This is a genomic window from Nonomuraea sp. CX421 (assembly GCF_059358955.1).
In genome coordinates, this window is record NZ_JCADBK010000003.1 from 44,818 (window position 1) to 57,709 (window position 12,892).

General features: G+C 70.0%; 13 protein-coding genes. 5 read left to right on the top strand and 8 right to left on the bottom strand.

What is annotated here, in order from left to right; genetic code table 11:
• Positions 1-47: 47 nt before the first annotated feature.
• The 5 genes from nuoH to AC5L3X_RS06075 all read right to left on the bottom strand — a co-directional run bounded on the left by nuoH (position 48) and on the right by AC5L3X_RS06075 (position 3,710).
• The gene (nuoH, locus tag AC5L3X_RS06055; protein WP_189125020.1) at positions 48-989 is read right to left on the bottom strand and encodes an NADH-quinone oxidoreductase subunit NuoH; all 942 of its coding nucleotides are present in this window, start codon (positions 987-989) and stop codon (positions 48-50) included.
• Positions 990-1,049: 60 nt separating this feature from the next.
• Positions 1,050-1,571, bottom strand: coding sequence for an NADH-quinone oxidoreductase subunit C (locus AC5L3X_RS06060; protein ID WP_494855644.1), 522 nt, complete (start codon positions 1,569-1,571; stop codon positions 1,050-1,052).
• The gene (locus AC5L3X_RS06065) at positions 1,568-2,098 is read right to left on the bottom strand and encodes an NADH-quinone oxidoreductase subunit B (protein WP_189125019.1); all 531 of its coding nucleotides are present in this window, start codon (positions 2,096-2,098) and stop codon (positions 1,568-1,570) included. Before AC5L3X_RS06065 ends, AC5L3X_RS06060 begins: the two co-directional genes overlap by 4 nt.
• 27 nt (positions 2,099-2,125) lie before the next feature.
• Positions 2,126-3,262: a M48 family metallopeptidase gene (locus AC5L3X_RS06070; protein WP_494855646.1), complete on the bottom strand. Its 1,137-nt coding sequence runs from the start codon at positions 3,260-3,262 to the stop codon at positions 2,126-2,128.
• Between the two features lie 76 nt (positions 3,263-3,338).
• Positions 3,339-3,710, bottom strand: coding sequence for an NADH-quinone oxidoreductase subunit A (locus tag AC5L3X_RS06075; protein WP_189125018.1), 372 nt, complete (start codon positions 3,708-3,710; stop codon positions 3,339-3,341).
• 86 nt (positions 3,711-3,796) lie between these two features.
• Between AC5L3X_RS06075 and AC5L3X_RS06080 the strand changes: the two genes are divergently transcribed.
• The 4 genes from AC5L3X_RS06080 (at position 3,797) to AC5L3X_RS06095 (ending at position 8,428) form a co-directional block, all read left to right on the top strand.
• Complete coding sequence (locus tag AC5L3X_RS06080; protein WP_494855649.1) at positions 3,797-5,287, top strand: polysaccharide deacetylase family protein; 1,491 nt, start codon at positions 3,797-3,799, stop codon at positions 5,285-5,287.
• A gap of 38 nt (positions 5,288-5,325) precedes the next feature.
• Positions 5,326-5,421, top strand: a complete 96-nt coding sequence (locus AC5L3X_RS06085) for a putative leader peptide (RefSeq protein ID WP_358489990.1) — start codon at positions 5,326-5,328, stop codon at positions 5,419-5,421.
• Between the two features lie 123 nt (positions 5,422-5,544).
• Positions 5,545-7,389, top strand: a complete 1,845-nt coding sequence (locus AC5L3X_RS06090) for a 2-oxoacid:acceptor oxidoreductase subunit alpha (protein ID WP_494855651.1) — start codon at positions 5,545-5,547, stop codon at positions 7,387-7,389.
• Positions 7,382-8,428 (top strand): 2-oxoacid:ferredoxin oxidoreductase subunit beta, encoded by a 1,047-nt coding sequence (locus AC5L3X_RS06095; RefSeq protein WP_494855653.1) that lies wholly within the window; start codon positions 7,382-7,384, stop codon positions 8,426-8,428. Before AC5L3X_RS06090 ends, AC5L3X_RS06095 begins: the two co-directional genes overlap by 8 nt.
• A gap of 152 nt (positions 8,429-8,580) precedes the next feature.
• Here AC5L3X_RS06095 and AC5L3X_RS06100 read toward each other — a convergent pair whose 3' ends face one another.
• Positions 8,581-9,273 carry a hypothetical protein gene (locus AC5L3X_RS06100; protein WP_189125014.1) on the bottom strand — a complete coding sequence of 231 codons (693 nt, stop codon included), beginning with the start codon at positions 9,271-9,273 and terminating at the stop codon, positions 8,581-8,583.
• A gap of 77 nt (positions 9,274-9,350) precedes the next feature.
• Between AC5L3X_RS06100 and AC5L3X_RS06105 the strand changes: the two genes are divergently transcribed.
• Positions 9,351-10,568, top strand: coding sequence for an RNA-guided endonuclease InsQ/TnpB family protein (locus AC5L3X_RS06105; RefSeq protein ID WP_494856232.1), 1,218 nt, complete (start codon positions 9,351-9,353; stop codon positions 10,566-10,568).
• 41 nt (positions 10,569-10,609) lie between these two features.
• Here AC5L3X_RS06105 and AC5L3X_RS06110 read toward each other — a convergent pair whose 3' ends face one another.
• Positions 10,610-11,569, bottom strand: a complete 960-nt coding sequence (locus tag AC5L3X_RS06110; protein WP_494855655.1) for an NAD-dependent epimerase/dehydratase family protein — start codon at positions 11,567-11,569, stop codon at positions 10,610-10,612.
• Positions 11,566-12,873: a nucleotide sugar dehydrogenase gene (locus tag AC5L3X_RS06115; RefSeq protein WP_494855656.1), complete on the bottom strand. Its 1,308-nt coding sequence runs from the start codon at positions 12,871-12,873 to the stop codon at positions 11,566-11,568. The genes AC5L3X_RS06110 and AC5L3X_RS06115 overlap by 4 nt, the downstream gene beginning before the upstream one ends.
• Between the last annotated feature and the right edge of the window lie 19 nt (positions 12,874-12,892).

The following is a 12,892-nucleotide window of genomic DNA, read 5'->3' on the forward strand; positions in this document are numbered from 1 at the left end:
TCACATCCCCGAAAAGGCCCCTTATCTCCCTATCACGGAAGGGCGGCTCAGATCACGACCTTCACCACGCCGGTGAGCGCGAGCTGGACGAGGGCCAGGGGCACCAGCACGGCCCAGGCGAGCTTCTGCAGCTGGTCTTCGCGCAGCCGCGGGAAGGTCACCCGTAGCCAGATCACCACGAAGGCCAGCAGGAACACCTTGGCCAGGGTCCACAGCCAGCCGGGCAGCAGCGGCCCGTGCCAGCCGCCGAGGAACAGCACGGTGGTCAGGAACGACAGTACGACGATGCCGACGTACTCGGAGAGCATGAACAGGGCGAACCGCATGCCGGTGTATTCGGTCATCGGGCCCATGATGATCTCGGACTCGGCGATCGGCATGTCGAACGGCGGCCGGCGCAACTCCGCCAGCCCGGCCATGAAGAACACCACCGCGCCGATCGCCTGCCAGGGCAGCCACCACCACTGCCACGCCTCGACGATGCCAGGCAGGGACAGGGTGCCCGCAGCCATCGCCACCGAGGAGGCGGCCAGCACCAGCGGCAGCTCGTACGACATGAGCTGGGCGGCCGATCGCATGCCGCCGAGCAGGGAGTACTTGTTGGCCGAGGCCCACCCGGCGATGATCGAGCCGAGCACGCCGACGCCCATCACCGCGAGCACGAAGAACAGGCCGAGGTCGAGGTCGACGCCGACCAACCCGTCGTCGAGGGGGATGGCGATCATCACGACGAGGTAGGGCACCAGCGCCACACCAGGGGCGATCATGAAGATGCGCCTGTCGGCGGCGGCCGGGATGATGTCCTCCTTCTGCGCGAACTTCACCCCGTCGGCGATCAGCTGCGCCCAGCCGTGGAACCCGCCGGCGTACATCGGCCCGAGGCGCGACTGCATGTGGGCCATCGTCTTGTGCTCGACCTGGCCGATGATCAGCGGCAGCACCAGGAAGACGACGAGGATGACGGCGAAGGTGAGCAGCACCTCAAGCATCGGATGGCCCCCAGTCGAGCAGCACCTCAAGCATCGGGCGACCCCCAGGTGAGCAGCACGTCAAGCATCGGGCGGCCCCCAGTCGGCCGGGACTCCGGGCGGGAGCGTCTTGCGGCGGCTGGGCGCCCCGTGCCCCGACTCGCCCGGCTCCTTGGCGCCGGGCCACGCCTTGGCCACGCGGGCGGCGAGGATGAAGTCCTTGCGCAGCGGGTGGCCCTCGAACCCGTCGGGCAGCAGCAGCGGCACCAGGTGGGGGTGACCGTCGAAGGTCACGCCGAACATCTCGTACGTCTCGCGCTCGTGCCAGTCAGCGCCCCGGAAGACGCCCACGGCGGAGGACAGGCGCGCGTCGGAGCGCGGGATCCGGGTGCGCACCAGCAGCCGCCGGCAGCCGACCGGGTCGTAGAGGTGCGCGACGACGAAGAAGCCCTCGGGCGGGTCGTCGACCCCGGTCAGCCAGTCGAAGAAGGTGTAGCCGGAGTCGCGGAGCTCGGTCAGGACGCCGATCCAGTCGTCGGCCGCGACGTCGGCCGTGGTCTCGCCGTAGGACTCGGAGATCTGGGCCCGCTCGGCGAGGCTCACGCCTCCTCCCCGTGGGCGCGTGACCAGAGGTAGCGGTCTTCGAGCTTCTCGCCGGCGATCTTCTCCTGGAGCTTCATGATCCCGTAGAGCAGCGCCTCGGGTCTGGGCGGGCAGCCGGGCACGTAGACGTCGACGGGGATGATCTGGTCGACGCCGTTGGTCACGCAGTAGGAGTCCCAGTAGGGGCCGCCGGTGTTGGAGCAGGCGCCGAACGAGATCACGTACTTGGGGTCGGGCATCTGCTCGTAGAGCCGCTTGACGGCGGGAGCCATCTTGTCGGTGACCGTGCCCGAGACGATCATCAGATCGGCCTGCCGGGGCCCGTTGGCGAACGGGATCACCCCGAACCTGATGAAGTCGTGCCGGCTCGTCGAGGTCGCGATGAACTCGATGGCGCAGCAGGCCAGCCCGAAGTTGAACACCCACAGGGAGTAGCGCCGCCCCCAGTTGAGGATGAAGCGCATGGGCTTGGGCGCCAGCCGTGAGCCAGGCCCGACCGTGGGCATCGGGAGATCCGTTGCTGCCATACTGCCCATTCTTGCTCGGAATGCTGGTCAGGCAAAGGAGACCTCTCGCCGGGCCGCGCCCAACTCCTCGGCGATCTCGGCGAAGCGCGGCTCCAGCTCGGCCTGGACGGCCTCGTCCTCAAGGTCGCGCAGTCGTACGGCGGCGGTGTCGTACCCCAGCGACCGGACGAACTCACCACGCAGATCGAGCGGCGGGTGGGAGTCGGCGAAGTGCCTGGGCTGCCTGGCCATCAGCCTGCGGCGGCGTTCGAGCTCGTGGGCGGGCAGCTGGGCCCGCCGCTCGATCAGCCGCCGCCAGACGGTCGTGCCCAGCGTGGCCGACAGCCAGCTCAGCTCGTTCAGGTCGACGGGGGCGGTGGCGAGCTTGTCGAGCATCGCGGCGGCGGCTCCGGAGGAGGCCACCCGTGCGGCCCGCTCGTCGGCGACGTACTCGGCCTGCCTGGCGGACCGGGTCGTGGTGATGAGGAGCAGGAAACCCAGCAGCCCGATGGCGAACCCGGCCAGGCGCATCACGATGATGAGCACGAGCAGGGCGAGGCCGGCGATGCTCTGACCTGCTGCTTCGGCCGACTCCTCGCCCGTCTCCGCCGCGCCGCGGGTGGCCCGTCGGACGGCGTCGAGGCCGGCGAGCGCGGTGTTCGCGAGTCTCGAATGCCGGATGTCGCCGTTGCTGGAGTGGCTCAGCTCGTGGGCGAGCAGCGCGACGCGTTCCTGGGGTTCGAGGATCGCCCAGAGCGGCGCGCCGAGGCAGAGCAGGCGCCTGCCACGCAGGCCGAACTGCCCGTAGGAGGCGTTGAAGTCCGCCGTCACCAGGACCGTGTCCACCTTGGCTGCGCCGACCTCGGCGCCGACCCGGTCCAGCAGGCCGAACAGGCGTGGCGCCGACTCCCTGGTGAGCACGGGAGCCGTGCGTGCCAGCCGGCCGAAGCGCGGGCGCATCAGCCATGCCGCGCCGAGCAGCAGCGCGGCGAGGGCCCAGCCGACGAAGTGCGGCAGGATGACCGCGATCCAGACGCCGGCGACCGCCGAGCCGGCGGCGAGCAGGTGGATGAGTGCGGCCAGCACCGATGACAGCACCCGGGAGGCGCCGCCGCCCGACACCCGCGTGCCCCTCCGGAGCACCTGGGCGTGCTGCCCGGCCGTCAGGCGGTCGGTGAGGGCCACGCCGAGTGAGCGCTTGCGCGGCGGCTCGGACAGGTTCCACTCACAGGACGGGCACCACGAACGCGGAAACCGGGATTCAGGTCCAGCTCAGTACGCGCTTGCGCCAGGCGTAGAGGATGCCGAGCGCGATGACGCCGAGGAAGACGAACATCTCGACCAGCGTCGTCAGCCCGTACCCGGGGGCGTCGAAGACCGTGGCCCAGGGGAAGAGGAAGACCGCGTCGACGGCGAAGATCACGTAGAGGTAGGTGAAGACGTAGTAGCGGACCTGGGACTGCGCCCAGCCGTCGCCCACGGGATCGACGCCGCACTCGTAGCTGGTCAGCTTCTCGGGCGTGGGCCTGGTCGGGCGGAGGAGGCGGTTGATCAGCAGGGCTCCGGCCACGATGATCACCCCGATCGCGAACAGCGCGGCGACCAGAAGGTAGGACCCGAAATAGCCGTCCATATCAGGATCGTAACCCAGTCAAAGCCTCTGGCCTCATAGTCTCAAGGAGGGGTAAAAGGGGCTTATGCGGTCATACTGTGTCACGCATGCACAAAATGCGATTCTTCGGAGGAATCGCGTTGGTGGCCGTGTCCGCGGCGGGCTGCGGGCTGGTCTCCGCCTCCCCCGAGCGGGACGTCCTCGTCCCGGCAGAGCCGACCATGATCGATTTTGTCGAGCCCGCCGAGGTCTCCGGGCTGAGCAGCAGGACGCTGGCCCCCACCGGCGACGTGCACGTGTACGTCAGCTACCCCCACCTGAAGGACACCCCCCGGCTCAACGAGGCGCTGCGTGAGGAGGCCGACCGCCTGGTGCGGGACTTCCGCGAGGACACCGGGGACACCGGTCCGGACGCCGGGACCGGCTCCGACCTTCCCGAGCTGAACGTCGACTGGCAGCTCACCGCCGCCTCCGCCCGGATCATCGGGGTACGACTGCGTGCCGGCCGCCACCTCGGCGACGGCTGGACCTACTCCACCAGAACCCTCTGGTACGACCGCCAGAGCCGCCGGACCATCGGCTCCCCCGGCCTGCTCTCCGGCAAGGACGCCGTCGGCACACTGACCGGGCTGGTCAAGAACGGGCTGACGGACCGGGGCGCCGACGTGAGCCTGGGCCGGCTGGCGACCGAGGACGGAGTGTTCGACTCGCTGACGTTCAACCGGTCCGGCGATCTCGTGGTGGAGTTCGACGACTGCCAGCTCGGGCCCTGCTCCCTGGGACGGCTGGCGGTGGCCGTACCCGCGAAGCAGGCCGAGCCGCTGCTGTCGGAGACGGGCCGCGCGGCACAGGGCAGCGCGCGGGAGCGGGGGCGCCGGCCCCTGGAGGCGGCGGAGGTCGTGCCGCCATCGGGTACGAACCCGGCGCCCGTGCCCGACGCCGCCAGCTCCAAGGCGGGCACGGTGGACTGCGCGAAGGTCAAGTGCCTGGCGCTCACCTTCAGCGACGGACCGGGCCCCGGCACGGCCCGGCTGCTCGACGCGCTGCGCGAGACGGACGCGCGGGCGACGTTCTTCGCAGTCGGCGCCAACGCCGCGGCCGAACCGGGCCTGCTGCGCCGCATCCGGGACGAGGGGCATCTGGTGGGCAACCACAGCTGGTCGCATCGGGACCTGTCAAAGCTGCCCACCAGCAAGATCGACGACTCGCTGGCGCGTACCCAGGAGACGCTGACAGCCGCCATCGGCCAGACGCCCAAGCTGGCGCGCCCGCCGTACGGGGCGGTGAGCGAGGACCTGCTGGACGTGGCGCGGAAGATGGGGCTCACGCTCGTCGGCTCCGACGTCGACCTCTCCGGCAGGGCCGGAGAGGGCTCGGAGGCGATCACCGCGCGCGCCGTCGAGAGCGCGCGGAACGGCGCGATCATCCTGCTGCGTGAGACCCATCACGCGTCCGTCGAGGCGATTTCGGACATCCTCCGACAGCTCCGCGGGAAGGGTTACGTCTTCGTCACCGTTCCTGAGCTGTACGGCTTCGCGGGGATGGAGGCAGGACGGCTGTATCCGTCCGACGCGCGGAGCATGGGTAGGCAACCCTGACTCAGCCCACGGCATAGAGGGACGTATAGTTGGCGATCGTGACCCGTACCGTCCTCTTCGCCCGCCTGCACGTAGACCTGTGCAGACTCGCCGCCGGGCTGTGTCACGCCTACGGATCTCCCGCTACCCCCTGAACGCCCACCACGTTTACCCGCATTTGCGGCGAGGGAAACGTGTTGACCCTTGCGAGGATCTAGCATGGAAACTGACTACGCGCCACAGCGACCGCATCCTGGCGCGTCGAGGAGGACTGAGCTGTGACTAAGCAGGTCCAGCAACTCGACCGGGTGATCATCAGGTTCGCCGGAGACTCCGGCGACGGCATGCAACTCACCGGCGACCGCTTCACCGCTGGCACGGCCGAATTCGGCAACGACCTGTCGACGCTACCCAACTTCCCGGCCGAGATCCGCGCGCCCGCAGGCACCCTGCCAGGCGTGTCGAGTTTCCAGCTTCACTTCGCCGACCACGACATCCTCACCCCCGGCGACGCCCCCAACGTGCTCGTCGCGATGAACCCCGCCGCGCTCAAGGCCAACCTCGGTGACCTGCCGCGCGGCGCCGACATCATCGCCAACACCGACGAGTTCACCAAGCGCAACCTGCAGAAGGTCGGCTACGCCGCCAGCCCGCTCGACGACGACTCGCTGAGCGAGTGGCGCGTCCACGCGGTGCCGCTGACGTCGCTGACGGTCAGGGCCCTTGAGGGCTTCGACCTGTCCAAGAAGGACGCCGAGCGGTCCAAGAACATGTTCGCCCTCGGCCTGCTCTCCTGGCTCTACCACCGGCCGACCGAGCACACGATCTCCTTCCTTGAGCAGAAGTTCGCCAAGAAGCCCGAGATCGCCAAGGCCAACATCGCCGCCTTCCAGGCCGGCTGGAACTACGGCGAGACCACCGAATCGTTCTCGGTGTCGTACGAGGTCAAGCCCGCCAGGCTGACCCCGGGCGTCTACCGCAACATCTCCGGCAACCAGGCGCTGGCCTACGGGCTGATCGCGGCCTCGGTGCAGTCGAAGCTGCCGTTGTTCCTCGGCTCCTACCCGATCACCCCGGCCAGCGACATCCTGCACGAGCTGTCGCGGCACAAGGAGTTCGGCATCCGCACCTTCCAGGCGGAGGACGAGATCGCGGGCGTCGGCGCCGCGCTGGGCGCGGCGTTCGGCGGGGCGCTCGGCGTCACCACGACGTCGGGTCCCGGGGTGGCGCTCAAGGCCGAGACCGTCGGCCTGGCGGTCACCACCGAGCTGCCGCTGATCGTGGTCGACGTGCAGCGGGCCGGCCCGAGCACCGGCATGCCGACCAAGACCGAGCAGACCGACCTGCTGATGGCCCTGTTCGGCCGCAACGGCGAGTCGCCCGTGCCGGTCGTGGCGCCGATGTCGCCCAGCGACTGCTTCGACGCGGCCATCGAGGCGGCCCGGATCGCCGTCAAGTACCGCACTCCGGTCATGCTGCTCTCGGACGGCTACCTGGCCAACGGTTCGGAGCCCTGGCGGCTGCCCGAGGTCTCCGAGCTGCCGGACATCTCGCAGGAGTTCACCACCGTCCCCAACGGCGCGGACGGCGAGTTCCTGCCGTTCAAGCGCGACCCCGACACCCTCGCCCGCCCCTGGGCGATCCCGGGCACCGCGGGTCTGGAGCACCGGATCGGCGGCATCGAGAAGGCCGACGGCACGGGCAACATCTCCTACGATCCCAACAACCACGACCTGATGGTCAGGACCCGCGCGGCCAAGATCAACGGGATCGACGTGCCCGAGCTGGACGTCGACGACCCCGACGGCGACGCCCGCGTGCTCGTCCTCGGCTGGGGCTCCACCTACGGCCCGATCGCGGCGGCCGTGCGGCGCATCAGGAAGAGCGGCGGCAAGATCGCGCAGGCGCATCTGCGCCACCTCAACCCACTCCCCGCCAACACCGGTGACGTGCTGCGCCGCTACGACAAGGTGCTGCTGCCCGAGATCAACCTCGGCCAGCTGGCGCTGCTGCTGCGGGCGCGCTACCTCGTCGACATCATCAGCTACAACCGGGTGCGCGGCCTGCCGTTCAAGGCCGAGGAGCTGGCCGGAGTGATCCAGGACGTGATCGACAGTGACTGAGCTGGTAAACGGGAAGGGCCTGACGCTCATCCCCAAGACCGACGCCAAGCAGACCCTGAAGGACTTCAAGTCCGACCAGGAGGTGCGCTGGTGCCCCGGTTGCGGCGACTACGCGATCCTGGCCGCGGTGCAGAGCTTCCTGCCCGAGCTGGGGCTGCGGCGCGAGAACATCGTGTTCGTCTCGGGCATCGGCTGCTCGTCGCGCTTCCCCTACTACCTCAACACCTACGGCTTCCACTCGATCCACGGCCGCGCGCCGGCGATCGCGACCGGGCTCGCGGCCAGCCGGCCCGACCTGTCGGTCTGGGTGATCACGGGTGACGGCGACGCGCTGTCGATCGGCGGCAACCACCTGATCCACGCGCTGCGCCGCAACGTCAACCTCAACATCCTGCTGTTCAACAACAGGATCTACGGCCTGACCAAGGGCCAGTACTCTCCCACCTCCGAGGTCGGCAAGATCACCAAGTCGACGCCGATGGGGTCGCTGGACAAGCCGTTCAACCCGATCTCGCTGGCTCTCGGCGCCGAGGCCTCGTTCGTCGCCAGGACGCTCGACTCCGACCGCAAGCACCTGCAGTCGGTGCTGCGCGAGGCGACCGCCCACCGCGGCACCTCGCTGGTGGAGATCTACCAGAACTGCAACATCTTCAACGACAACGCCTTCGAGCCGCTCAAGGACCCCGAGGTCCGCGACGAGATCACGCTGCGCCTGGAGCACGGGCAGCCGATCGCGTCCGCGACCAAGGCGGTCGTGCGCGCGGCGGGCGGCGGCATCGAGGTGGTCCCGAGGGCCGAGGCCGCCGACGACCGCATCCTGGTGCACGACGCGCACCACCCCGACCCGTCGCTGGCGTTCGCGCTGTCGCGGCTGGACGAGCCGTCCTTCGAGCACGTGCCGATCGGCATCTTCCGTCAGGTCGACCGACCCGCGTACGACGTGCTGATGGCCGAGCAGCTGGACGAGGCCGTGGCCCAGAAGGGGCCGGGCGACCTCGGCGGGCTGCTCATGGGCGGCGACACCTGGCGCATCGGCTGACGCGCCGGCGACCCGCAGAAGCCCGGCGAGTGGCGGAGGCCCGGCGACTCGCCGGAGAGTTCCGGCGGGTCGCGGACGCCCCTCCGACAACGCCGCTGCCGCCGCCCGGCATCCGGGCGGCGGCACGCGGGTGGGGCGCGGATGGGGCGCGGTCAGATGCGTGACAGCACCCGGTCGCTGACGAAGCAGAGCATGCCGAACTCCCGCGCCCGCCGCTGGGCGAAGTCGGTCAGCTCGTCGCTGTCGGCGTAGTCCAGCGCGTAGAGGTCGACGTCGAGCTCCAGCAGGCGCTCGGCCACCGACGCGTGCGCCTCCAGGACGTCGTCGGGCCAGGGCGCGTAGCTCTCGGTGTCGACCCAGCGAGCCGAGAACGACTCGAACAGGACGCCGTCCACCAGGTCGGCGAGCTTCGGCAGCAGCCCGAACCCCCGGTTGGCCAGGAGGTACGCGGGCCGGGCCTCCTCCCTGATCGCCGCGATCAGGGTGAGCAGGTGCGGCAGGTCCTCGGGATAGGTCTGCTCCAGGTTGAGCGTGTCGAGGAACAGGCCGTCGAAGCCGGCCGCGATGGCCGACGTCGCCTGGTCCACCACGTGCGCCACCCACCGAGGGTCGTCCACGTGCACGAACGCGCCGCCCCAGTCGGGGTTGCGCTCGGGGCGGTGCCAGGGCGCGGGCGGCCCGACGTCCTCCGACAGTGAGAGGTAGCCCAGCGTCTGGACTCCTCTCTCGCCCAGCAGGTCGAGCTCGTGCCTGGGGTAGAAGTCGGCCTGCAGGACGACCTTGTCGAACTGGGAGAGCCGCTCCAGCTCCCCCGCTCCGTAGTAGAACGCGATGGGCTGGGTCATCGAATCTCCTTGAGCATGAAGACCCCGGGCTTCAACCCTGGGGAGGAAACGCGGCGCGAGGCCGCAGGATTTTGTCGGTGGTGGTCGATAGGTTGTTCGGCGTGTCCCGTTTCCGGCTCTCGCCTTCGTCTGCCCAGGAGGCGGCGCTGGCGGAGCATTGCGGGCATGCCCGGTTCGTCTGGAATCTGGCTGTCGAGCAGCACGCGCACTGGCGTCCGGGGCTGAAGTCCGCGCCCGGATACAACGCGCAGTCCAGGCAGCTGACCGAGGCCAGGGCGGAGTGCGCCTGGCTGCGGGCAGGGTCGCACACGGTGCAGCAGCAGGCGTTGCGGGACTTCGCGCAGGCCATGGCCGGCTTCTTCGCGGGTACCCACCGCCGTCCGACGTGGCGCAAACGCGGCCAGAACGAAGGCTTCCGGATCGTCGCGGTCAAGGCGGGAGATGTACGCCGCCTGTCGCGCAACGTGGGCGAGGTGAGGGTGCCGAAGGTGGGGTGGGTGCGATTGCGCTGGTCGCGGGCCGTCCCCGACGCGGTGAAGTCCTACCGGATCACCCGCGACCGGGCCGGCCGCTGGCATGTGGCGTTCGCCGCCATCCCGGAGCCGATCCCGGCACCCGGCACGGGCGAGGTCGACGGCGTTGATCGGGGTGTTGCCGTGAGTGCCGCGCTCTCGACGGGCCAGATGCTGAACGCGCCCACCTTGCGCGACACGGAGAAGGCCCGCCTGTCGCGGCTGCTGCGCAAGCTGGCGCGGGCCGAGCGCGGCTCGCATCGGCGGGTCAAGGTGAAGACGGCCATCGCCCGGCTGAAAGCCCGCGAGAGGGACCGGCGCAAGGATTGGGCCGAGAAGACCTCTACCGATCTGGCCCGCCGTTTCGACGTGATCGCGGTCGAGGATCTCAAGATCCGCGACATGGTCCGGTCCTCGAAGGGCACCCTCGTCGCTCCCGGCAAGAACGTCCGGCAGAAGGCCGGTCTCAACCGGGGCATCCTGGCCAGTTGCTGGGGCACGCTCGTGCAACGCTTGGAGCACAAAGCTCCCGGTCGCGTCCAGAAGGTCAACCCGCGTCACACGTCGCAGACCTGCAACGCCTGCAAGCACATCGCCAGAGCGAGCCGTGAGAGCCAAGCGGTCTTCCTGTGCGTCGTCTGCGGGCACCAGGCCAACGCCGACGTCAACGCCGCGAAGAACATCCGCCACACCGCCGTGGGGCACACGGTGGCTGCACGGAGAGGCCCGCCGTTGGGCGAGCCCGCGAACCGTGAACCTCAACCTGTCCTCCTACCTGCGTAGAGATGGGTTGGAATCCCCCGGCTTCGGCCATGGGGAGGATGTCAAGCCGTCCACGACTCCCGATACCACTCGAAGGTTCGGCGAACCCCTTCCTCCAGGGAGACGCGGGGTTCGTACCCGGTGAGCTCGCGGAGCAGGGTGAGGTCGGGGCAGCGGCGCGCGACCGAGCCCTTGGGGGCGGGCACCTCGCGGATGGCGGGGTCGGCGCCCGCGACGCGCAGGACGAGCTTGGCCAGGTCGCCGATGTTGGTCTCCTCGGAGTCGTCGCCGATGTGCACGATCCGCCCCGAGGCCGCCGGGGTGGCCATGAGCCGGACCATCGCCTCGGTGGCGTCGTCGACGTAGCAGAAGGCCCTGCTCTGCTCCGAGCCGTACAGGGTGAAGGGGTTCTCGCCGCGGGTGGCCCGCAGCGCCAGCTCGGGGATGACGTGGTCGGCGCCCATCCGTGGGCCGTAGATGTTGTGGAAGCGGCCGATGACGGCCGTGAACCCCTTGGCACGGGCGGTGTGCAGGACCGCCGCTTCGCCGAGCAGCTTGCTGACGGCGTAGGTGAAGCGCGCGGAGCCCACGTCCTCGATCATCAGCGGCACGCTCTCCGGGGTGGGGACGGGCACCGTGCCCGTGCTGACCCCGCCCGCGTACACCTCGCTGGTGGAGGCGAAGAACAGCCGGTCGTCCGGGCCGAGCCAGTCGAGCAGGTGCATCAGCACGAGGGTGTTGACCCGGATGACCCTGGCCGGGTCGGACTCGACGTTCCGCACGCCGACGACCGCGGCGAGCAGGTAGATCTGGTCCCAGCCCCGCTCGATGGCCGCGTAGGCCGCCGGGTCGGTCAGGTCGGCCGATCTGACGTCGGCCCGCGCGGCGAGCTCGGCCAGCGCGGGGTCGCGGCGGCCGCGGGAGAAGTCGTCGACGACGGTGACCTCGTGTCCGTCGGCGAGCAGCCGGCGGGCGAGGTGCAGCCCGATGAACCCGGCCCCGCCCAGCAGGAGGACTCTCATGACGCGCGCTCCTTCGCCAGATAACCGATGCCGGCGTAGCGGACGCCGTGCCGGACCACCGCGTCCTCGTCGAGGATGCGCCACGAGTCGAAGAGCACGCGCAGGCCGGAGGAGGCGAGCCTGGCCTCGACCTCGATGCCCCGGTAGTCGGGATGGTCGTTGATGATGATCATGGCGTCGGCCGTGGCGAACGCCTTGTCCAGGCTGACGGGCTCGCCGCCGTATGCCCGGATGACCTCGTCCGCGACCAGGGGGTCGTGTCCCTGGACGGTCAGGCCGGCGGCGGTGAAGACCGGCATCATGTCGGCGATCGGCGTGCCGCGCATGTCGTCGGTGGCGGGCCAGCCCTTGTAGGCCCAGCCGAGCACCGACAGCCTGATGCCCTCGGTGCGGCCGAACGTCTCGCCGACCAGCTCCACGACGCGCTCGGCGACGTGCGCGGGCAGCCGCTCGTTCAGCGACCGGGCCTGACCCACCAGGTACGGCCGGTGCGTCGGGCCCGCGCTGGCCAGCATGATGTACGGGTCCTTCGACAGGCAGCCGCCGCCCACGTAGCCGGGCTTGGCCAGGTCGGGCCGGGGATAGTCGAGGTTGGTGGCCCGGATGACCTCCAGCGGGTCGAGCCCGTTCTGCTCGGCGATGAGGGCCAGCTCGTTGCCGAAGGCGTAGATCAGGTCGGTGTGGCAGTTGTTGGAGAGCTTGACCATCTCGGCCGTCTCCAGGCTGGAGACGGGCACGATCTGGTCGGCGAGCCCCTCGAACAGCTCGACGCCGGCCCGCAGGCTCTCCTCGTCGAGCCCGCCGATGACCTGGGGCAGCTCGACGAGCTCGCGGAGCGCCTGCCCCTGGATGGTCCGCTCGGGCGCCATGACCAGCCGCGCCCGGCCCCAGCGGGCGGTGAGCGCGGGCAGCACGATCGCGCGGCTGGTGCCGATCGGCACCGTGCTGCGGACCACGACCAGGGTCTCCGGGCCGCACACCTCGGCCACCTGCTCGGCCGCCGCGGCGAGGTTGTCCAGCTGGGGCACGCCCGTGGACAGGTCGACGGGGGTGGAGACCGACAGGATGGCCGCGTCCAGCGGCGCGGCGGGCAGCCGGTCGGAGATGTGGATCGAGGTGCCGAGGAACTCCTCGAAGGCCTCCTCCACTCCCGGCTCGAACACATGGATCCGGCCGTTGGACAGGGCCTCGACCACGCTGGGGTTGGCGTCCACACCATGGACGGTGTAGCCGCGCCGCCCGAGGGCGGCGGCCAGCGTCAGACCCACATAACCCATGCCGACAATGCCGACTTTTTTCGGCATTTCTGGCTCCTTTCTGGCT